Here is a 21,322-nt window from a genome sequence, read left to right on the forward strand (position 1 = left end):
GAAATTTCGTCACAGGATGTGAATTTAATGAGCTTCCTTTGGGTTTTCTATGATAAAACCTATCAACAACTGCCGATCAATATAGCTTCTTTAGATGTGATAACGATTGGCTCTGAACAGCAGCATATGTTGACGATTCGTTCGTTTCCTTTTTCAGGGGGATCACTTTCAGTTAAAAAAAGTAAAAACGAATCGGAATTGGCTGTTTTACAGGGCGATAAGTCCATAGGCACATTATCGGTGACTGAAGCGGTTCACCTTACAGAAGGGCAAGAAACCCTTTCATTGTGTCTAACGGACTCGCCGGCAATCACCCACAGTTATTATGTCGGCACTCGTCATGATTTGACCTTTTCAATGGCTGATGATAAGGCTGATGTTTATAAAAAAGAAGATACCCCCGCCTTAATACATGCAAAAGGGTTTAGTTTTCTAAAGGTCAAACAACAATGGTTCGTATCCCCGAGTGGTAATGGCCTCTTTTTGAATGGCCGGTTGGTAACAGAAGAAACCAACATTAATATTGGCGATATCATCACCTGGCCTTATATGACGATCAGTTTTCAAGAAGATGATGTGATGCAGATCACAAGTGTAGAAGAATGGAAGACGGAGCTTCCGTTATTCGAACCGCCGATTTCGGAAATGAAAAAGAAATATCCGCTTTACCGGCGGACACCAAGGATGATTTATGATCTCCCGGATGACAAGGTGAACTTATCCTTTCCTTCCCAAGAAGGGGAAAATAACAACCGCGGCCTGTGGTTAACTATTTTGCCGCCGCTTCTTATGCTGATTGTCATGGGTATTGTAGCTCTCGTCAGGCCGAGAGGGATCTTCATTATTATTTCAATGGTCATGTTTACAACAACTTTATTTACATCGACCGTCTATTATTTTAAAGAAAAGAAAAACCGCAAGACACGGGAAGAGAAAAGGCACAGAGTGTATACAAAATATTTGGAAGATAAGCGTCATGAATTACAGGAGCTTGCGGAACAGCAAAAACAAGTGCTTTTCTTTCATTACCCTTCCTTTGAAAGAATGAAATATTTGACTGAGCAAATTTCCGATCGGATTTGGGAGCGGACACTTGACAGCAATGACTTCCTGCAGCTCAGGATCGGCATAGGAACTGTTCCATCAAGCTATGATATTTCTTTAAGCAGCGGGGATATGGCAAACCGTGAGATTGACGACCTTCTTGAACAATCACAGGTGATGGCAAGGGTCTATAAGGATATTGAAAATGTGCCAGTCACTGTTAACCTTGCCGAAGGGGCCATGGGTCTAATCGGGAAGGAATCGGTCGTTAAAAATGACATCCATCAGCTCATTGGCCAGCTGGCATTTTCCCATAGTTATCATGACCTTCGTTTTGTTTTTATATTTAATGAAGAAGAATATAAGGATTGGGAATGGTTGAAGTGGCTGCCGCATTTTCAGCTGCCCCATGCCTTTGCTAAAGGGTTTATATATAACGAACAAACGAGAGATCAGCTGCTCTCATCTTTATATGAAGTCATTAGGGAACGCGATTTGGATGAGGAAAAAGGAAAAAGGCGGTTTTCACCTCATATCGTCTTCATCATTACCAATCAGCAACTGATATCCGAGCATGTCATACTCGAGTACTTAGAAGGAAATGATCCGCATTTAGGTATTTCAACGATTTTCGCTGAGGGAACAAAAGAAAATTTGACTGAGCATATCCACACTCTTGTCAGATATATTAACGAACACGAGGGGGATATCTTGATTCAGAACAGAAAAGCGACTCAGATTCCCTTTCAGCTTGACGTGCATAAGCGGGAAAATAATGAAACATTTGCCCGCAGGCTAAAAACTTTGAATCATCAGGTCGGAATGACCAATTCGATTCCGACGAGTGTCTCGTTCTTGGAATTGTTAAAAGCAAAAGAAGTCGAAGATCTTCAGATTGATCAAAAATGGTTCACAACTGAATCATCGAAGTCATTGGCAGTTCCAGTCGGCTTAAAAGGCAGAGAGGACATTGTGGAATTAAACCTTCATGAAAAGGCACACGGTCCTCATGGTCTACTCGCGGGAACAACCGGGTCTGGTAAAAGTGAATTTTTGCAGACGTACATCCTATCTCTAGCTGTGCACTTCCATCCACATGAAGTCGCCTTCTTGCTGATTGACTATAAAGGCGGTGGGATGGCTCAGCCGTTTAAAGACATTCCGCATTTATTGGGGACGATAACGAATATTGAAGGCAGCAAGAACTTTAGTGCCAGAGCCCTAGCCTCGATTAAGAGCGAACTGAAAAGGCGCCAGCGCTTGTTTGATCAATACCAGGTCAATCATATTAATGATTATACCGAGCTGTACAAACAAAACACGGCGGAAGAACCGCTGCCGCATTTGTTCCTCATATCCGATGAGTTTGCGGAGTTAAAGACGGAAGAGCCTGAATTTATCCGCGAGCTGGTCAGTGCGGCCCGGATCGGGCGAAGCTTGGGTGTACACCTAATTCTGGCAACGCAAAAACCAGGCGGTGTCATTGATGACCAGATCTGGAGTAACGCGCGGTTTAAAGTCGCATTGAAAGTTCAGGATGCTTCAGATAGTAAAGAAGTGTTGAAAAACGCTGATGCCGCATCCATAACGGTGACCGGACGGGGCTATTTGCAAGTCGGTAACAATGAAGTGTATGAACTATTCCAATCAGCCTGGAGCGGGGCGCCTTATATGGAAGATACGGCAAGCGGAGAAGATGATGTCGCGATCGTCACTGATCTAGGTCTTATTCCGCTATCGGATGTTTCTGGGCAAGAACATCAGAAGAAGGACGAGAATACGGAAATCGACATGATTGTGGACAAAATTGAAGAGCTCCAGCAGACATTGAACATCAAGAAACTTAACAGTCCTTGGCTGCCACCGTTAGAACAGCGGATAGCCCGATCCGCATACGTGTCAGAGAGCGAAGGCGAGTTCTACATCGGCTTAACCGATGAACCGGAAAAGCAGAGTCAAGATCCATACCCTTATCAATTAATAGAGGATGGCAATATTGGCGTATTCGGTTCTTCCGGCTATGGCAAATCGTTGACGGTGACAACATTATTGCTCGGTTTTGCATCAAGTTACAGTGCTGAAGATCTTCATTATTATATCTTTGATTTTGGAAACGGCGGCCTTTTGCCTTTAAGACAAATGCCGCATACTGCTGACTATTTCCGTATGGATGATGAGCGGAAAATCGATAAGTTCATGCGCATCATGAAAGAGGAAATTCATCGCCGCAAACAACTGCTTCAGAAAAAGGAAGTCAGCAATATCAAAATGTACAATGCATTAAGTGATGAGCCGCTTCCGCTTATTTTCATTGCCATAGATAATTTCGATTTTGCGAAGGAAGAGCTTGAGGATTTGGAAATGCAGTTGACACAGTTTGTTCGTGACGGCCAGTCACTTGGCATTTACATGATTTTCACGGCAACAAGGGTGAACGCTATTCGTCAGGCGTTGATGAACAACTTAAAGACGAAGATTGTCCATTATCTAATGGATGCTGGTGAAGCGCAAGGGGTTATAGGAAAACTTCCTTACGCGCTTGAGGCGATTCCTGGGCGTGCGATTATCAAAAAGGATCAGGCTTATCTCGCTCAAGTGTTCTTGCCTGCTGATGGTGACGATGATCTTAGTGTCTTTGAGCGGGTGAAACAAGATATTCAAATGATTAAAGCGCGAAATGAAGGGAAGAAGCTTCCTGATGCGATTCCAATGCTTGCGCCAAAGTTAACGATGGGTGATATGGAAGCTGACAACAGGGTCGAATATAAACCTGGTTTAATCCCACTTGGGCTTGATGAAGAATTTGTTATGCCGGTCTATGTTGACTTGATCAAGAATAGGCATTGTTTGATTTTCGGTCAGACGCAAAAAGGAAAAACAAATGTGCTTAAAGTGGTTTTAAACACATCCTTATCTTGGGATACGAGCAGTATCGGGGTGTTTGATTCCATTGACCGAGGGTTGTCAGAATTCGCCACGATGGAAGGCATCAGCTATGTGGAGACGAAGGAGCATATTTTGAAGTGGCTTGATGATACTGAAGCTTTACTGCAAGGAAGGGAAGAGGAATATTTGACCGCTGTTCAAAATGGGACGGCGAATCGGCTTTCCTTCGCACCGCTGCTGCTTGTCGTGGATGGCTTTGGCAGATTCCAGCAGACGGTAGATAACAAGATTCAGGATCGCTTGAGCATGTTCATGAAGAACTACAGTCATTTAGGTTTTAATTTAATCGTTGCCGGAAATCAAAATGAGTTTTCAAAAGGGTTTGATACGCTTACGACGGAAGTTAAGCAAATTCGTCAAGCTGTCATCCTAATGAAGAAATCTGAACAAAATCTCTTTACTTTTCCATTCAATCGTAAGGAAACTGATATCAATCCAGGCTTCGGTTATTATGTTGAAAACGGGAAGGATACGAAAATCCAAATTCCACTCTGTGCTGCTGAAAGGGGGATACTTGCATGACGGGAAAATGGAAGCCTATAGTTAAAGTTGTTATTACAGTCGTCATTATATTGGCGCTGCCTTCATTGTTTTTCGAATACATAGGTCAAAATCCGATGAAGGTTAAGGAAAATGCAACGCGTAAGATTGCGGTTGTTAATGAAGATCTGGGTGTTAAAAATGACAATGGAGACCCGACGCGTTTTGGGCAAGATATTGTGCCGGTTTTGGAGAAGAATTCTGATTATACGTGGACGGTTCTGAGCCGAAGTGCGGCTGATAATGGACTGGAAAGTTTGAAATACGATGCGATCATTTATATTCCGTCGCATTTCACACAAAATATTTTGACTTATGATGAGGACCAGCCGAAGAAGGCGATGCTTCATTATGAGGTGCAGGATCAGCTGAATGCGGTTAACAAAGAGAAGGTATTAAGGGAATTGAAGAGTGATACTGATAAGGTGAACAATCATATTTCGTCACTTTATTGGAGCTATGTGTCTCAGGAGGTTGATAATGTCCGCGGTCAGTTCAATGATATTTTGAACAAGGAGATTGCCTTCCAAGATGCGATGATTTCGTTTTACAGCCCGAGTTCGAAGAATTTGACAGATGAACTGAATAGGCAGAAGGAATTGTTAAAACAGCTGCAATCTAATATTAAGAGTGCTGAAGAAGGTTCTGCGGAACGAAAGGGCGACGTCCAACAGGTTGAGGACAGACTTACTAACTTCGTAGACTATGTTAATGCCTATAAAAAGTATCAGGAAAACCAAAAGAAAATTTTACAAAAGGTCCAAGGCCAAAGTGAAGAAACAATCACTCAGGGGATGGATACCATTTCCAAAAGACAAAGCCAGCTAGACCAAACATTCGGCAACCACGCCGCTCCAATGCTTGCCAATATGACAACCATACAGCAGATGATTAATGGTAATAATGAGAAGTTTGCAGACCTGAATAATATGAGATTAGACCAGATTGATGAACAAAAGGAACTATTGAAATCTCTTTTCAGTAAACCAATAGATCAAAATAGTCAAACTATGGTGGCTAAGTTAGATGGTTTACAACCAAAAATCATTACATTAAGAGAATCCTTAAAGAATTCAGATGAGCAAAACGAAAATAATAGTGAAAAAGGTGAATCAGGAGAAATTTCTCAAACTGGGTCGGGTCAAAATAATGAAGATGTTCACCCACAGTCTGGTCAGTCTGATGTGAAAGCACCTAATACTGAGACAGAACAAAGTAAACTAACAGAAATTGCTGGGAAAATGGATGTCTTGAAAAAGAAACTATCAAACTTACCGGAACCACCACCTAAAGAAACGATTAATCAATTGGATAAATTAGCTAATGAAATCCGGAAGACAAAGGATAGCCTTGCTGTACATGATAATAACGATAAGGCATGGCTTGAGAAACAACTTGGGTCACTTCGCGGTACTATTGAAGATTTGCAAGGTCAAATAGAAGACTTAGGGACTGAAAATGATAATTTAAAGAAAGTTAATAACGAATTACAATCGAAAATTAATGAATTAGAAAAATCACTTGGCGAATCAAATGCAAATGTGGATAAATTAGTTAAAAAAATTTACGATAGGGAACAAGACATCTTAAAATCAGCATTATCACAAGATAGAAAAGATAAGCTGTATCAAGCTTTCGATGCAAAAATTAAAAGTAGAAATGTAGAAAAACTTGTCCAATATTATGACTATCTTGCTCACTATCAGTCATTTTTTAATGGATTAGCTCATGATAATGCATTAAAAAACAGTATTACCGATGGTGAAATAAGTCAAGGAATTACAAATATCATTTCAATGACAGATAAGGAAAAAAGTGAATGGAACGAATTAACTGGTGGATTAAGCAGTGCCAAACAGACAATGGCTGATTTCAAGAAGTCTAACGAGGATTTTGTGAATAGTTATAACAAATACATCGATGAGCAGCAGGCGGCGGTGATGGATAGTCTTAATAGCATCCAAGAGAGTGCTGGTGTGATCGATGAGAAGCTGCAGCAGCCTGATGATATTGTGACTGACGGGTCGACAGCAACTGCGAGTCCGGACGGAACGATTTTACTCAACTTGCAAAAAGGCATGGGTCAAGAGCTGAAAAGCATGAATAAGTTGATGGACTCGATGGGTGAGCGGCAAACTAATATTGTCGATTACACCAGCCAGTTGCAGAAGAAGGTAGACGGTGTTCAGGAAAAGGCTGATACTCTGAATAACAAATGGGCAAAGAACGTGTCTTCAACGAGATTGGTTAAGAAAAACGTTTATGACATTCTTGGCAACACACTTGTTGATGGACAGGACAATGGCTATGTTTATAAGTATCTATCAAACCCGCTGCAAATCAGCGGTGAGGTGCCTACTGATAAGCAGAAAACTGTACCGCCGGTAGTTGTTCTTGTCATTATTTTAATCAGCAGCTTGCTAATAGGCTATTTCAGCCACTATTACAAAGATGCACCGTTATTAGTAAGAGGATCCTTATTCGGTCTTCTGAATATTATTGTCGGGCTTATGATCAGCGTATTTGGTTTAAATATCTACTCACTCGCTGATGACCGAGCCATTCAATGGTCCATCTTTACGATTCTATTGTTACTCGCAAGTTCAACATTAGTTCGCGTCGGCTTTGGTCTTGGATCCTTAATCGGCTGGTTTGTGAGCATCGGCCTCATTTTGTTCTACATCACACCGCTCTTAGACTTGGCAATGCCGAACTTTAATTACCAAGATCCAATTTCAAAAGTCTACATGTCAATACAATATGATCCTTCCAGCCAATTCGTTGTAGGAAGCGTGTTCTTACTTGTCATCACGGCCATGCTTACCGCTATTCCGTTTATCGCCCGACTGATCAAATCGGACACAAACCTAGAGAGCGAGCAAAGTCATGAGGCATAATAAAGTGATAAAGAGAGCCATCTTATTGATGGCTCTCCTCATCCTTATTCCCGCAGCTGTTGCCTCAGCCGAAACGGATATAGAGAAATTAAAGCCAAATGTTTTTAAAGACAAACACGTTGATTTAAACACAGATTATCTTCATGACAATTCAAGATACAAACAAAAGTATGCTATTCCGGAAGAACAGAAACAGCTTACTTTTAAAAAGGACGATAAGGATCCTTTAAAAAAGGTTAAAGAGGTTTTATTCAATGGAAGCAAAAAAGAGAACAACTCAATTACAGCAAAGTCTGCACAATTACACTTGTTTTCGGGCAAACCCGAATCAACCCTTCGTGAAATGAATGATGATAAAGGAAGCACCGGGTCATCCACCTTGATGATATTGTACCTGACAATCATAGCTGGGGGGATTTTGTTGTTATTTCTCCTCTTAATTCCATGGATGATGAAGAAGCAAGGTAAAGGACAGCCAACAATGAAGCGATGGTGAGAAAATGATACAAGTATCTTCACAAGGAGGAGGATCGTCCCATAAGGTTTATGATGCAAAGTCACTGGTCGCAGCGATGAAGGAACGCCACGGCCATTATCAAGGCCTGGAAGATCAGATGACCTCATTAAGGAATGTCATGCTTGACATGACCAAGCTGGACGATGCCTTTCAAGGCAAAGGCGCAGATGCGATCAAAGGTTTTTACGAAGCCCAAGTCGATGTTGTCGACGCCTGGCTTGACTTAATTAAAATCCAGCTCGCCTTTTGTAAAGGTGTGGCTGCCGCGACGGAAGACAAGGATTTGGATGGTGACAATAATTTTATTCAATATCCTCAGACGGGACATGGATTCACTGCTGCGGAAAATGGACGCATTGTTCCTGAATTTGAAACGAAATATATGGATGGTGCTGTTCCAACTACCGGTGAAATATATAGCATTAAAGAGGATATCGAGGAACTTGTAGGTGTTTATGATACATAATTAGAAAGATTTATTAGGATTAGGGAAGGTGATTAGAATGATTAGAAAAGGGGTTTATGGCAAATATAAAAAGAATTTTCGCTCAGGAAAATGGACGGTAGGATCCGCTTAAAATCATCAGACGCCTCCAAGGATCTCAACTTAGTATCTCATGCAAAGTATGAATATAATATAGATGTCTCTTCAAAAAAATTGGATATTATGGAAGAAAGAAGACCAATTCTTGGATTTGGAAAATAATAAAAGAAGAGGAGATGTCCTCTTCTTTTTAAGTGCCCATCAAAAATGGACTGGATAATAGCGATCTACCTTAGGGTATAAATTTATAAACATTATGGTGAAAAGTATAAGGTATTCGTAAATGAACAAAGTCATCGATTTATCAACTCTATTTTTTATGGAAGACTTTCGATTTTAATAGTCATATCTTTACCTTCCTCGGCGGATAAAGTCCGCCTATACACATTCTGTAAGCAAAAGGTAACATAGGATGGCAGCGGCTTCCACAATTATGGAATCCGCTGTTGTGTGCGGCGGGCAGTAGCACCGAATGCAGTGATTGAATTGAGGAACAATACTGTGGTAAAAACGACTCCCGAAATCTAATGCCAATGCCGCGGCAGATGGGTCTCTCCCTTATGGAAAGCTTTCCATAAGGGGAAAACACACTTGGCAACCAAATGTACAACTTACGTCCGATAAACATCTGAACAATTTCAATAAGGCAAGTAAAACTATTAAACCTAGAAATAAAACCTCCGTACCCCTAAAAAAATTGAATTAAAAAAGACAGAGTTTACCCTGCCCCGCCTTTTTATGTTCGTTGCTCTTTATAAACTCTTGATTTAATTTCATCCATGTTCCTGTAAAGAAAAAATTATAGGGTATGGTCATCCTTAAGACTAGGGGGTTCACTCAGTCTTCCATTAACGATATAAGGTTATTTATAAACCCATCATAATTTTTAGACTTTAATAACAAATAAACATTTTCTGGTTCTGATAATATTTTAATAAAACTATCATAAATATCCCGAAAAATGCTCCGTTCGTCCTTGTTAAGGGCGATTAAGGCTATGATTTGTACAGAATTATTTCCCCAATTAACAGGTTTATCGTTTAATACAATCGAAATAGAAGACTTTAATGCATCCATATGCATCGAATGTGGCACGGCAACATTATTATTAAATGAAGTGGAAGACATTTTCTCCCTTTCAATTATATCGTAAATACCTCCCGGTTCGATAAATCCCAGCTGTACCATTTTCTCACCAATGAATCTTATCATTTCAAATTCATCCTGTAGGTAAATATTTTGTTGAAACAGGTGGGGATCAAATAGACTGGCTAAATGATTTTTTAGCTTAATATGACTTCGCTCTTTTTTAATTTGGTTGATACTATTTTGGATTTTTAGAATGTCCTCTTCCAAAATAAATGGATTTAAATAAATAACCTCAAAACCAATCAAATAGGGAATCTGGATTGTTGTGATAATAATGTCGGAGTCTATATGACCCAAATCAAAATCAGCAGTTGTAATCACTCGGCTGATTTCCATTTGGAGTCCAAAAGATTTTTCCAATCTTTTTATCAAGGAAATATGCATATTATAATATTCAGGACAGACCACAGTGCATGTAATTTTATGTTCAAGCACTTTTTGACGTTCGAGAAAGGCGCCGATGTGAAAAGCTATATAGGCGATCTCATCTTCATTGATTTGGATATGTTCTTTTTTTTGTATCTCATTCGAAATAAAAACAGCCAGATCATAAATTAGTGGATAAGAAGATTTAATCTGCTTGGTTAAAGGATTTTTTGATAGATAATTATGCCTTGCCCGGTTAATTAAATTCCGAATGTGCAAGGTGAATTTTATCAGAAATTCCTCATCGTAAATATCCACAAGATAATAATCTTTAACTTTTTGAATGATTTCGTTTACTAATCGAATATATTGTTTTTCAATATATTCACAGAGATTTTCTTTGTTAAGGCTGTCATAACTCAAAATCGTTGTTTTACTAATTAAAAGAACCGATAAGTAATAAAGCTCTGCCCCTTCAAACGTTACCCCGAATTTAGTTTTTATTAACTTTGCTATATCTGATGCTGCTTTATATTCCTTCGTTTTCGTCAATGTCTTTATGTTTTCTTCCGAAATGGTTCGATGTTGGCTTATCCGTTCGGTTGCAATTACGATGTGAAGCAGGATGTTTCCAATAGTGTATTCATTTACGTATAGATTATAGGATGCGAACACTTTGACGAGCTCTTCTTTAAAATTTTTTAAATCATAACCAAAAGCTTCCTGAATGCTATCCAAATGCAAAAATTGGTCTTTTGTTTCTTCATAGAAAATATGACTCATCAATTTTCGCTTATCTTGTTCCAGTCCGTTTAAAATTATTAAATCTCCATCCCGTTTAAAAGATAAATTGAATTTTTCCAAAAGGCTTTTTGCCTTTTTTAAATCACCTTCGATTGTGGAGGTACTTACATAAATTTTTTCACTTAGGTCAAATATATCCATACCTTCAGAGTGGGTAATAGATTGCTTTAATAGGTAATAAAGACGCTCAAGAGGGGTCTGTCCTTCGGGTGTTTCTTTCTGTTTCTTCCGTTGCATTTCATAGTAATCATTTTCACTAAGTTTATAACCAAGGTTAGAGGACATGATCAAAACGGATGGAGACGTTTCATTTATTTCATTTACGTATTTCCGGATGCTTCGGCTGGACACAGAAAATTGTTTAGCCAAAATATCTGCTTTTACCCAATCATTTCTGCTTAACAAGAATTGAATAATCGCTTTTTCTCTTTCCTTTTTCATGCCATAAAACCCCCAAAGGAATATTTATCGTTAGTTACCCACTTATATAGTTTAAAAAAACACATTATAAATTAAAAGTAGAAAAAGTTCCTAACCCCCGGAATTTTTTCTACTTGAGCGGAATCATAAAAAAGTAGGACAATGGCCTCAAATAGTTTAATTCAAATTTACATCTTAGGAGGAATGTAATATGACAGAAAAAAATATCTTATTAGTTTGCGGTGGCGGTGCTTCCAGCGGATTTATGGCTCAAAACATCCGGAAGGCAGCAAAAAAAAGAAATATTGAATTAAATGTAATCGCTCGCAGTGAATCTGAAGTAGATGAATATGTAAATGACATTCATGTGCTGCTTATTGGTCCGCATCTGAAATATATGGAAGAAGATTTAAAAACAAAAGTACAACCTTATAATATTCCAGTCGCGGTGATTCCACAAAACATATACGGTCTTATGGATGGAAACAAAGGTCTGGATCTTATTTTGGAACTTCTTGGAGAAAAATAAAATAGAACGGGGGGTTGTTCATGAACACGTTCATTAATTGGATGAACCAAAACTTTACGCCTAAAATGAACAAAATCACGAGAAATGTATGGGTTTCATCGATCCAAGATGCCATCATGGCGATTTTGCCTTTGATTCTTGTTGGATCCCTGATTACATTGATTTCAATCTTGAATAACTATTTTTCAAGAATGCCTGATTTTTCACCAATCAGTACTTTTTCATTTGGACTTATCAGTATATTTATTGCGTTATTAACTCCTTATTTCATTATGGAAAAAAAGAAAAAGAACGATCGAAAAATAATCTCGGGATTAACCGGTGTTTCCCTGTTTTTAATGTTACTTATGCCAAAGCTCACAAGCGATGGTGGTATTACCTTCAAATTGGAGCGGTTTGGCGGTAATGGTATGTTTGTTGCTCTGTTCGTTGGTCTTATTGTAGGTTTGGTAATGTACCTTTTTTCAAAGTTCTCATTTTTTAAAAACTCAAGTTCTTTACCAGATTTTATTATTGTATGGTTTGACACAATTATCCCAATAACACTCTTATTATTTTGCGGTTGGTTGTTTACTTTCCAAATGCATCTTGATTTGTATGATTTAATTTTAAAAGTCTTTCAACCGATTTCATTCATCGCCCAAAGTTTTACTGGATTTGTGTTAATCACATTTATTGGCATTTTCCTTTATTCCTTTGGAATCAGTGCCTGGGTGTTGTATCCGATTATGTATCCAGTTTGGCTGGAAGGTATTCGGGCTAATGCGAAAGCATTGGCCCATGGCCTACATCCTCATAATATCCATACGTTTGAAACCCTTATGGCCTGGGTATGGGTTGGAGGTATGGGAACCACACTACCATTGGTACTAATGATGCTATTCTTTGCAAAGTCCAATCAATTAAAAGCAATTGGTAAAGTAACAATTATACCGGGTATATTCAATATTAACGAACCTTGCATTTTTGGAGCACCAGTGGCATTTAATCCAATTTTAATGGTTCCAATGTGGTTGAATGGACTGATTATACCAGCCATCACTTACATTGTTTTAAATCTAGGGTGGGTTACAATCCCAGCGAAGCTCTTTCAGCTATGGTATATGCCGGTGGGAATTTCAACGTTCCTCGTTAACTCTGATGTAAGAGGAATGATTCTTTTAGTTATAGTAATGGTTGTTTCATGGTTAATTTGGTTCCCGTTCTTTAAAGTATATGATTTACAGCAGCTTAAAACGGAACAAGAACAGTAGAAAAGAAGTGTGGGGGTTATGACATTGAATGATAATAGCTTAAGAAAAAACGACTTTAATGAAATATCGATGAAAATCATCCTAAATGCCGGAGATGCAAGATTAATTATTAAAGAAGGATTGGATTGTGTAGCTGCCTGTGAATTTGAAGCGGCCAAGGAAAAACTCACGGAAGCGAAAAAGAAAATCACAGCTGCCCATGCTGCTCAGACGGAAACCATTCAAGGTGAAGCGCGTGGTGAAAAAATAGATTTCTCGCTCTTGTTTGCTCATGCTCAAGATACATTAATGACAATCATGAGTGAGTGGAATACAGCAAATCATCTTGTTCGTTTATTTGAAACATTCGATGGCCGTTTAAGAAAGCTTGAAGAAAAATAAATCATTTGCCTTTTAAAGGAGGGTGTTATCCGTGAATTATCAAAGTTCGATAGCATTTCCAAAAAACTTTTTCTGGGCTGCTTCAACTGCTGCCTATCAGTTTGAAGGTGCCCATTTGGAAGATGGCAAAACCTTATCAATTGTAGATAAAAATATCAATCCCAACTATGCGAATACAAGTGTGACATCAGATCACTACCATCGATTCGAAGAGGATGTTGCGCTCATGAAAGAACTGGGAATAAAAGCCTATCGTTTTTCAATTTCTTGGCCTCGTGTTCTGCCAAATGGTCGTGGTGAAGTGAACCAAAAGGGGATTGATTTTTATAAAAAGCTAATCAATGAATTACGAGCTAATGACATTGAACCATTGGCCACCATTTATCATTTTGATTTACCGGCCTGTCTTCAAGAAGAATATGGTGGCTGGTCTTCCCGAAAGATTATTGACGATTTTGCTTATTTTTGTAAGGTATTGTTTAAGTATTTAGGCGGACAGGTCAAGTACTGGTTTACAATTAACGAACAAAGTAATATGTTTCTATTGCCCTATTTGATGGAATTTAATAAAGAATTACCTTTGGAAAAACAAAAATATGAAATGAATCATATTATGACACTCGCACATGCGAAAGCTATTCAGTTATGTCGGGAAATGGTTCCCGATGCCCAAATTGGTCCAGCTATCGGGCTTTCGCCAAACTATCCGGAAACATGCCGTCCTGAAGACATCCAGGCTGCTCGTGAAGCGGATGATTTCCGAACCTATTTATTTACCGATTTATATATGTACGGAAGATATCGTGATAATGTTTGGCGATACATGGAAGAAAACGGCATAACACCAACTATTCAAGAAGGAGATATGGAACTGCTTCAATCTGCAAAGCCTGACCTTTTAGGAATAAATTATTACCAAAGCCGGGTAGTAAAATATGCTTCGGAAACGATGGGGAATAAGGATATGACGATCAATGTGCACGGTAAAAAAGGAGAAACCGAGTTTGAAGTTGTTCCAGGTATTTACCAGGGAAGTTCTAATCCATATTTAGAAAAAACAGATTGGGATTGGGAAATTGATTCAATCGGACTTCGTACTTTGTTGAATGATTTAAATGACCGTTATCAAATACCAATTATCATAACAGAGAATGGGATAGGAGGAGTAGATAAATTAACTGATGACGAAAAAGTACATGACCAGTATCGGATTGATTATTTGAAAATGCATCTTGAACAGTGTCGATTAGCAATTGGGGATGGTATCCAATTAATTGGTTATTGCCCATGGTCCTTCATGGATTTATTAAGTACAACAAGCGGATTTCGCAAAAGGTATGGATTTGTATATGTTAACAGAACTGACAACGATCTAAAAGAATTACGAAGAATCAAAAAGGATAGTTATTACTGGTACCAAGAGGTTATTCGGTCCGAAATCTGTGATCAAAAAGTAACATAGGATGGCAGCGGATTCCACAATTATGGAATCCGCTGTTGTACTTGAACTTATAGTATTTTATCTAATTATTCCCCTAAGCTTTCTTCCAATTATTTATCTTCCACATGACTGTAATGCCGAAACCTATGGCAAGGATGACAGCAGAGAAAAGATAAGGATAGTTGATGTTTACGTCAAATAGAATGCCACCCATCGCTGGACCGGCGATATTGCCTAGGCTCGTATAGGTTGAGTTCATTCCGGCAACAAATCCTTGCTCTTTCTTGGCAGCTCTTGATAATAATGTCGTCAATGCGGGACGAAGCAAGTCAAATGCCAGGAAGATGAAGCTGGTTACTGTCAGCACTATCAAAAAGTTGGCTATCACGGTGGATGCAACCGCTAATATCGCGCCTATTATTAAACATAATTGGATCAGTTTCTTTTCACCAAGCATCTCCACCATTTTTCCAAATAAAAACACTTGCACAACAACACCAAAAATGGAACTTATTGTAATTATGGCAGCAATATCCTTCGCCGCGTAGCCGAATTTTTGATTAGAAAATAGACTGAAAATAGTTTCATATGCGGATAAACCGAAAGAAAGTACAAATACAATGATAAATGCAATAAAGTAAAGCGGGTTAAGTGACCTTTTTAAATCGCTAATAAAGCTTGTTTGCGCGGTCTTAGCAGAAATTTCTGCAAGCTGTTCCTTTGTTAATGGTTCTTTTAAAATGAATAGTGAAGACATGCATGCTAAAAAGGCAATGGCAGCCGCAAAGAAGAAAGGCATCCGCACACCGTATGCTGCAATAAAACCACCGATGCCAGGTCCTATAATAAAGCCGGTGCTAATAGCTGCAGAAAGATAGCCCATCGCATTAGCCCGTTCCTGAGTTGTTGTAATATCCGCAAGATATGCAGTAACACCGGGCATAATAAAGGCGGCACTAATTCCGCCTAGAACCCTTGATAGATAAAGCGCTGGTATAATCTTACCTAAACCAAAGATTAGTTCTGCTACACCAAAAAGGAATAAACCGATGATGATGATTGGCTTTCTGCCATAACGGTCAACTAAGCGTCCTGCTAATGGTGACGTAAGCAGTTGTGACACCGCAAATACGGCGACAAGATAGCCCATCGTCTTTCCTGATAAATGCATGATTTTCATAAAAGACGGCATGACGGGGATGATGAGGCCAATTCCCAGGAATGCAATGAAAATATTGCTGAGTAGAATGATTAATACCGCCTTTTGTTCTTTTATTGTTTTGTTCATCGATCAAACCTCTTTTTGTAAGAATCAGTGACGTGCAATACCTCTCCAAAATACTGACCAAGAGGCTTCTAATTTGTACTTCTGCCGCTCTTCATCATTGCCATATACAAGCTCGAGCAGAATGGAATCGACGACTCCTAAGAAGGCGAGGGTTGGCATTTTTGCTGTATCACCGACTATTAATTTAGCATCGATCCAATCTTGAAATTTACTTTCTAGTATCGCCTGCACCTTTTCCTCGATATCGATGACTTCCTTGTCGATTGCCTTTGCAAGGTGTGCTGGCGGAAAGAAAGACATGCGCAGCCAAAACTTTATCTGCTCATTTTTTTGGAAAAGATCGATGACCAATTGCAGAAATCCGTATAAATCTTTTTCGGGATTTTGTGAATCTATTTCACTGAAATATTGAAGTTTTGAAGATAGCTCTGTCTCTTTAGCATCACGTAAAACATGCAGAAAAAGATCATCTTTCCCTTTAAAATGGGCATAAATGGATTGCTTTTTCATGCCAACTTCTTCAGCTATTTGAGAAAGGGTTGCTCCTTCATACCCATGCATTGTGAAATATTTTAAAGCCGCATCTTTAATTTCGTTGCTTTTCAAAAAAAACACCTCTCACTTTACGAACGTTCGTAAGTTATGATATCAAAATAAATAAATAATGGCAAATTAACACTTGCATAAAAAATGGCAAACTGTATAATGTAATTAACAAACAACAATTTGTTAATTGAAAGCGTAAGGAGGGAAGGCGATTTGACGAACAAGGATGCACTCAAGCATTATGATGTTAACCAATATAGAACACCGGATGGGTACACATCGGACATCGCGGTTTTCACGATTACCTCCGAGAAAACCGGCGTATACAAACCACCGGAAATGACTTTGAAATTAATGCTGATCAAACGTTCCGTGAAAGATGCTGAAGACAACCCAAATATTGAAGCGGAAAAATGGGCGCTGCCGGGCGGGTTTGTAGAAACAAGCGAAACAGCCTTTGAAGCGGCGAGGCGAGAGCTTGAAGAAGAAACTAGTGTAAAGGATGTTCATTTAAAGCATTTCGGAGTGTATGACCGGCCGGGGCGGGACCCGAGGGGATGGATTATCTCTAACGCCCACTATGCGATTGTTCCCGAACATGATTTAACAGCAAGAAAGGCAAACGATGATGCTGCTGAAGTCAAATTGTTTTCCTTAGACGAGCTGAAGACGATTGCCCTTGCTTTCGACCATGACACAATTATCATAGATGCCATTAAGATGATCACAAGTGATTTATTGCAAACAACAGTCGCCAAAGCCTTTCTACCCAAGGCATTCACCTATTCGGAATTACAAGCGGTGTTGTTAACGGTGACGAATGATCCAGCTATCGCAAGCCATCAATCTTTTGCACGCAAAATCAAAACGTTACCTTTTATTCAGGAAGTCAAAGGTCAAACGACATCCAGGACATCCAAGAAGCCGACACAATTATATCAATTCAATGATATGGAAGTGGTTAAACCGATCTATACTGCTCGTTATTAATTATTGTTTGGATAATTAACAATATGTGATTGTTAATAGTAAATCCAAAGGGGGAAATTCAAATGTCCAAAGCATTGATCGTAATTGATTATACCATGGATTTTATCGGTGAAAATGGTGCGTTAACTTGCGGCGAACCAGGGCAAAATATAGAGAAGAAGATGACGGTCATCACGCGTTCTTTTATTGAAAATGGCGACTATGTTGTTTTTGCTGTTGATTGCCACTTAGAAAATGACCATCACCACCCGGAAAATGCTCTTTTTCCTCCCCACAATATTGCGGGCACAGAGGGCAGAGAATTATATGGAGAGCTTAATCATCTCTATAAGGAAAACAAAAAGAAAGAAAATGTGTATTGGATGGATAAAACACGCTATAGTGCCTTTGCGGGAACAGATCTTGAATTAAGGCTGAGGGAAAGAGGCATCACTGAGGTCCATCTTGTCGGCGTCTGCACTGACATTTGCCTGCTCCACACAGCTGTTGATGCTTATAACAAGGGATTTAAGATTACTGTTCACGAAGGAGCAGCTGCCAGCTTTAATGCAGCTGGACATGAATGGGCATTGGCGCATTTCAAAAACTGTCTGAATGCAACTATTATTTAACGGGGGTATATTCCAATGAATAAGCAATATGAAGATTGCGGTTTGGCGCTTCACACTGATCTTTATCAAATTAACATGGCAGAAACCTATTGGAATGATCATGTGCACAATCGAAAGGCAGTTTTTGAGCTTTTCTTTCGAAAGGTCCCTTTTGATAACGGCTATGCGATCTTTGCCGGATTAGAAAGAGTGATCAATTTTTTACAAGACTTCCGCTTTGCTGATGATGATATTGATTATTTGCGGGATGAGCTCGGATATGATGAAGATTTCCTTGGCTATCTTAAGGATCTTCATTTCACAGGCACGGTTCATGCGATGAAAGAAGGGGAATTGGTCTTTGGCAACGAACCTATGCTGCGAATCGAAGCACCGCTTGCTGAAGTGCAATTGCTAGAAACAGCGCTCTTGAACATCGTGAATTACCATACGTTGATCGCCACAAAGGCGGCTAGGATCAAACATGTTGTTGGTGATCAAACCGCCATGGAGTTCGGCACCCGGAGAGCGCAGGAAATGGATGCTGCTATTTGGGGAACACGGGCGGCCTATATCGGCGGATTCGAAGCGACATCCAATGTCAGAGCTGGAAAGCTGTTCGGTATTCCTGTAGCAGGTACACACGCCCATTCTATGGTTCAGGTTTACCGGGATGAATACACCGCATTTCATAAATATGCAACATGTCATAAAGACTGTGTTTTCCTTGTCGACACATACGACACGTTAAGATCCGGGGTACCTAACGCTATTAAAGTGGCCAAAGAGCTTGGAAGCAAGATCAACTTTATCGGGATTCGTCTCGATAGCGGTGACCTCGCTTATCTTTCAAAAAAGGCAAGGAAGATGCTGGATGAAGCAGGATTTAAGGATACAAAAATTGTTGCATCAAACGACCTTGATGAGCAAACGATCATGAACTTAAAATCACAAGGCGCTGAGATTGACACTTGGGGAATTGGAACCAAAGTCATCACGGCTTTTGATCAGCCGGCACTCGGAGCAGTGTATAAATTGGTTTCGATTGAAGGTGACTATGGCGAAATGGTTGATACTATTAAAATCAGCGGCAATCCTGAAAAGGTTACGACCCCTGGCCTTAAGAAAGTATATCGGATTATCAATACATTGAATCACAAGTCAGAAGGTGATTACATCGCCTTGGAAAATGAAGAACCTGAAGGAGAGGAACGGTTGAAAATGTTTCATCCTGTCCACACCTTTGTCAGTAAATTTGTCACAAACTTTGAGGCAAAAGAGCTCCATCACACGATTTTTGAAGACGGACAAATGGTTTATGAGCTGCCGAAGCTTCGGGATATTCAAAACGATGTTAAAGAAAATCTCAACCTTTTATGGGCTGAATACCAACGCGTGCTGAATCCGGAAGAATACCCGGTCGATCTCAGTCAGGCTTGCTGGGATAATAAAATGAAGAATATTGATGAAGTGAAGCAGAAGGTTCAAAAGATGAGTGCCCGATAATAGGGGGAAGATAAGATGGCTAAAATAGGAATTTACGGAAGCAGCTTTGACCCGGTAACGAATGTCCACTTATGGACAGCAAGTACAATCGCCCATCGCTGCAAATTGGATAAGGTGATCTTTTTGCCTTGCTCGAACAGGCGCAAAGACAAGGATATGAAGACGGAAGACAAACATCGCTGGCATATGCTGAAGCTTGCTATAGCAGATAATGCCACCTTTATTGCCGATGATTATGAAATGCATCAAAATGCTTGGAATGTGTATACTTATCAAACAATGGAATACTTTAAAAAGCAATTTCCTGGCGATGATCTTTATTTCATTATGGGCGCGGATCTTTTGGTGGATATCGGAAATGGCGAATGGAAGTATTCTGAACAGCTTATTGAAAGCAATAAATTTATTGTTATGGCAAGGGGCGGCATCGATATGATGAAAACGATCGCCCATTCACCGCTCTTGCGCAATAATGACGATGGATCGAGGTTTCATTTGGTCGATAAAGGTCTATCTATGGAAATATCATCAACATATATCCGCGAGGAATTTTCCAGAGGCGGCGAACCGCGTTATTTATTGCCTGAATCGTGTTATGAGTATATTAAAAAAGAGGGTTTATATCGATAGGAGGAGACCTTAGATGACAATCCAGGAAGACATTAGAGCAGCACTGCATGTTCAGTCGGAGATTGATCCCAAAAGTGAAATAAGAAAACGAATTGATTTTTTAAAACGTTATATGATAAATGCGAAGGCTAAGGGATTTGTGCTTGGCATCAGCGGTGGTCAGGATTCAACATTAGCGGGCCGCTTAACTCAAATGGCCGTCACGGAATTGCGGGAAGAAGGGTTTGAGGCAACTTTTATCGCAGTTCGTCTGCCATTCGGTGTACAACAAGACGAAGAAGATGCCCAGATGGCGCTTTCTTTCATCAATCCTGATGAGTCTCTCGTTTTTGATATAAAATCAACGGTCAGTGCGTTTACCGCGCAATACCATTTGACGTCTGGACAGGAACTGTCTGATTTTAATAAAGGTAATGTTAAAGCTAGAGCCAGGATGATTGCACAATATGCGATTGGCGGGGAACATGGGCTGTTAGTGATCGGCACAGATCATGCTGCTGAGGCAGTGACAGGCTTTTTTACGAAATATGGTGATGGCGGTGCTGACGTCTTGCCTTTAACTGGTTTAACCAAACGCCAGGGAAAAAGCCTGCTGAAAGAACTGGGTGCATCGGAACGTTTATATCTTAAGACGCCAACAGCGGATTTATTGGATGATAATCCACAGCAGGCCGATGAAACAGAGCTCGGTATCACATACGATGATATTGATGATTATTTGGAAGGAAAAGAAGTGCCAAAAGAAACGGCAGACAAAATTGAACAGCGCTATATCGTTTCAGAGCACAAACGGCAAATGCCAGCATCGATGTTTGATAAATGGTGGGAGTAAGTTAAGGTGAGATGACAATTCCGTAAACTTTGGAACATTATTGTTTTTCCCACGTAATTATTTTATAATGCAAAAAGAGGAAAATTATTCTTGTAAAGGGAGAGGATTA

The 21,322-nt window shown here is 39.6% G+C and carries 16 protein-coding genes; 13 read left to right on the forward strand and 3 right to left on the reverse strand.

Annotated features, from left to right (window positions below; genetic code table 11):
- Nucleotides 1–27 precede the first annotated feature (27 nt).
- Genes essC through EV207_RS03655 form a run of 4 tightly spaced genes read left to right on the forward strand, consistent with a single transcriptional unit; the run spans nt 28 to nt 8,410 of the window.
- A complete protein-coding gene (essC, locus tag EV207_RS03640) occupies nt 28–4,512 on the forward strand; it encodes a type VII secretion protein EssC (RefSeq protein WP_132743756.1) in 4,485 nt (1,494 codons plus the stop codon).
- Nucleotides 4,509–7,427, forward strand: coding sequence for a type VII secretion protein EsaA (gene esaA / locus EV207_RS03645; RefSeq protein WP_132743758.1), 2,919 nt, complete (start codon nt 4,509–4,511; stop codon nt 7,425–7,427). The genes essC and esaA overlap by 4 nt, the downstream gene beginning before the upstream one ends.
- Before the next feature lie 4 nt (nt 7,428–7,431).
- Nucleotides 7,432–7,923, forward strand: a complete 492-nt coding sequence (gene essA, locus EV207_RS03650; protein WP_165886823.1) for a type VII secretion protein EssA — start codon at nt 7,432–7,434, stop codon at nt 7,921–7,923.
- Nucleotides 7,924–7,927: 4 nt separating this feature from the next.
- Nucleotides 7,928–8,410 carry a T7SS effector LXG polymorphic toxin gene (locus EV207_RS03655; protein WP_132743762.1) on the forward strand — a complete coding sequence of 161 codons (483 nt, stop codon included), beginning with the start codon at nt 7,928–7,930 and terminating at the stop codon, nt 8,408–8,410.
- 915 nt (nt 8,411–9,325) lie between these two features.
- On the opposite strand, the gene EV207_RS03660 is transcribed toward EV207_RS03655, so the two are convergent.
- Nucleotides 9,326–11,248 carry a BglG family transcription antiterminator gene (locus tag EV207_RS03660; RefSeq protein WP_132743764.1) on the reverse strand — a complete coding sequence of 641 codons (1,923 nt, stop codon included), beginning with the start codon at nt 11,246–11,248 and terminating at the stop codon, nt 9,326–9,328.
- 190 nt (nt 11,249–11,438) lie between these two features.
- On the opposite strand from EV207_RS03660, the gene EV207_RS03665 reads away from it, so the two are divergent.
- Genes EV207_RS03665 through EV207_RS03680 form a run of 4 tightly spaced genes read left to right on the forward strand, consistent with a single transcriptional unit; the run spans nt 11,439 to nt 14,852 of the window.
- On the forward strand, nt 11,439–11,756 hold the full coding sequence (locus EV207_RS03665) for a PTS sugar transporter subunit IIB (RefSeq protein WP_132743766.1): 318 nt from the start codon (nt 11,439–11,441) through the stop codon (nt 11,754–11,756).
- A 20-nt stretch (nt 11,757–11,776) separates the two neighbouring features.
- Nucleotides 11,777–13,009 carry a PTS sugar transporter subunit IIC gene (locus EV207_RS03670; RefSeq protein WP_132743768.1) on the forward strand — a complete coding sequence of 411 codons (1,233 nt, stop codon included), beginning with the start codon at nt 11,777–11,779 and terminating at the stop codon, nt 13,007–13,009.
- Nucleotides 13,010–13,033: 24 nt separating this feature from the next.
- Entirely contained in the window at nt 13,034–13,390 is a 357-nt protein-coding gene (locus EV207_RS03675) for a PTS sugar transporter subunit IIA (RefSeq protein WP_243646929.1), read from the forward strand.
- A 31-nt stretch (nt 13,391–13,421) separates the two neighbouring features.
- On the forward strand, nt 13,422–14,852 hold the full coding sequence (locus tag EV207_RS03680; protein ID WP_132743772.1) for a glycoside hydrolase family 1 protein: 1,431 nt from the start codon (nt 13,422–13,424) through the stop codon (nt 14,850–14,852).
- Nucleotides 14,853–14,925: 73 nt separating this feature from the next.
- Here EV207_RS03680 and EV207_RS03685 read toward each other — a convergent pair whose 3' ends face one another.
- Nucleotides 14,926–16,119 carry an MFS transporter gene (locus EV207_RS03685; RefSeq protein WP_132743774.1) on the reverse strand — a complete coding sequence of 398 codons (1,194 nt, stop codon included), beginning with the start codon at nt 16,117–16,119 and terminating at the stop codon, nt 14,926–14,928.
- A gap of 24 nt (nt 16,120–16,143) precedes the next feature.
- On the reverse strand, nt 16,144–16,725 hold the full coding sequence (locus tag EV207_RS03690; RefSeq protein WP_132743776.1) for a TetR/AcrR family transcriptional regulator: 582 nt from the start codon (nt 16,723–16,725) through the stop codon (nt 16,144–16,146).
- A gap of 153 nt (nt 16,726–16,878) precedes the next feature.
- Here EV207_RS03690 and EV207_RS03695 point away from each other — a divergent pair, with 153 nt between their 5' ends.
- From EV207_RS03695 to nadE, 5 genes are all read left to right on the forward strand, one after another.
- Nucleotides 16,879–17,655 carry an NUDIX hydrolase gene (locus EV207_RS03695; RefSeq protein ID WP_132743778.1) on the forward strand — a complete coding sequence of 259 codons (777 nt, stop codon included), beginning with the start codon at nt 16,879–16,881 and terminating at the stop codon, nt 17,653–17,655.
- A gap of 62 nt (nt 17,656–17,717) precedes the next feature.
- Nucleotides 17,718–18,266: a cysteine hydrolase family protein gene (locus EV207_RS03700; protein ID WP_132743780.1), complete on the forward strand. Its 549-nt coding sequence runs from the start codon at nt 17,718–17,720 to the stop codon at nt 18,264–18,266.
- A gap of 15 nt (nt 18,267–18,281) precedes the next feature.
- Nucleotides 18,282–19,751 (forward strand): nicotinate phosphoribosyltransferase, encoded by a 1,470-nt coding sequence (locus EV207_RS03705; RefSeq protein WP_132743781.1) that lies wholly within the window; start codon nt 18,282–18,284, stop codon nt 19,749–19,751.
- A gap of 15 nt (nt 19,752–19,766) precedes the next feature.
- Nucleotides 19,767–20,381, forward strand: coding sequence for a nicotinate-nucleotide adenylyltransferase (nadD, locus tag EV207_RS03710; RefSeq protein ID WP_132743783.1), 615 nt, complete (start codon nt 19,767–19,769; stop codon nt 20,379–20,381).
- A gap of 13 nt (nt 20,382–20,394) precedes the next feature.
- The gene (nadE, locus tag EV207_RS03715; protein WP_132743785.1) at nt 20,395–21,213 is read left to right on the forward strand and encodes an ammonia-dependent NAD(+) synthetase; all 819 of its coding nucleotides are present in this window, start codon (nt 20,395–20,397) and stop codon (nt 21,211–21,213) included.
- Nucleotides 21,214–21,322: the final 109 nt, after the last annotated feature.

The organism is Scopulibacillus darangshiensis, assembly GCF_004341035.1.
Lineage (GTDB): Bacteria > Bacillota > Bacilli > Bacillales > Sporolactobacillaceae > Scopulibacillus > Scopulibacillus darangshiensis.

Bases quoted from the DNA above. Each gene is read 5' to 3' on its own strand.
- EV207_RS03670 (WP_132743768.1), top strand. From the start codon at position 11,777: ATGAACACGTTCATTAATTGGATGAACCAAAACTTTACGCCTAAAATG.
- esaA (WP_132743758.1), top strand. From the start codon at position 4,509: ATGACGGGAAAATGGAAGCCTATAGTTAAAGTTGTTATTACAGTCGTC.
- EV207_RS03665 (WP_132743766.1), top strand. From the start codon at position 11,439: ATGACAGAAAAAAATATCTTATTAGTTTGCGGTGGCGGTGCTTCCAGC.
- nadE (WP_132743785.1), top strand. From the start codon at position 20,395: ATGACAATCCAGGAAGACATTAGAGCAGCACTGCATGTTCAGTCGGAG.
- essC (WP_132743756.1), top strand. From the start codon at position 28: ATGAGCTTCCTTTGGGTTTTCTATGATAAAACCTATCAACAACTGCCG.
- EV207_RS03660 (WP_132743764.1), bottom strand. From the start codon at position 11,248: ATGAAAAAGGAAAGAGAAAAAGCGATTATTCAATTCTTGTTAAGCAGA.
- EV207_RS03705 (WP_132743781.1), top strand. From the start codon at position 18,282: ATGAATAAGCAATATGAAGATTGCGGTTTGGCGCTTCACACTGATCTT.
- nadD (WP_132743783.1), top strand. From the start codon at position 19,767: ATGGCTAAAATAGGAATTTACGGAAGCAGCTTTGACCCGGTAACGAAT.
- EV207_RS03655 (WP_132743762.1), top strand. From the start codon at position 7,928: ATGATACAAGTATCTTCACAAGGAGGAGGATCGTCCCATAAGGTTTAT.
- EV207_RS03700 (WP_132743780.1), top strand. From the start codon at position 17,718: ATGTCCAAAGCATTGATCGTAATTGATTATACCATGGATTTTATCGGT.
- EV207_RS03685 (WP_132743774.1), bottom strand. From the start codon at position 16,119: ATGAACAAAACAATAAAAGAACAAAAGGCGGTATTAATCATTCTACTC.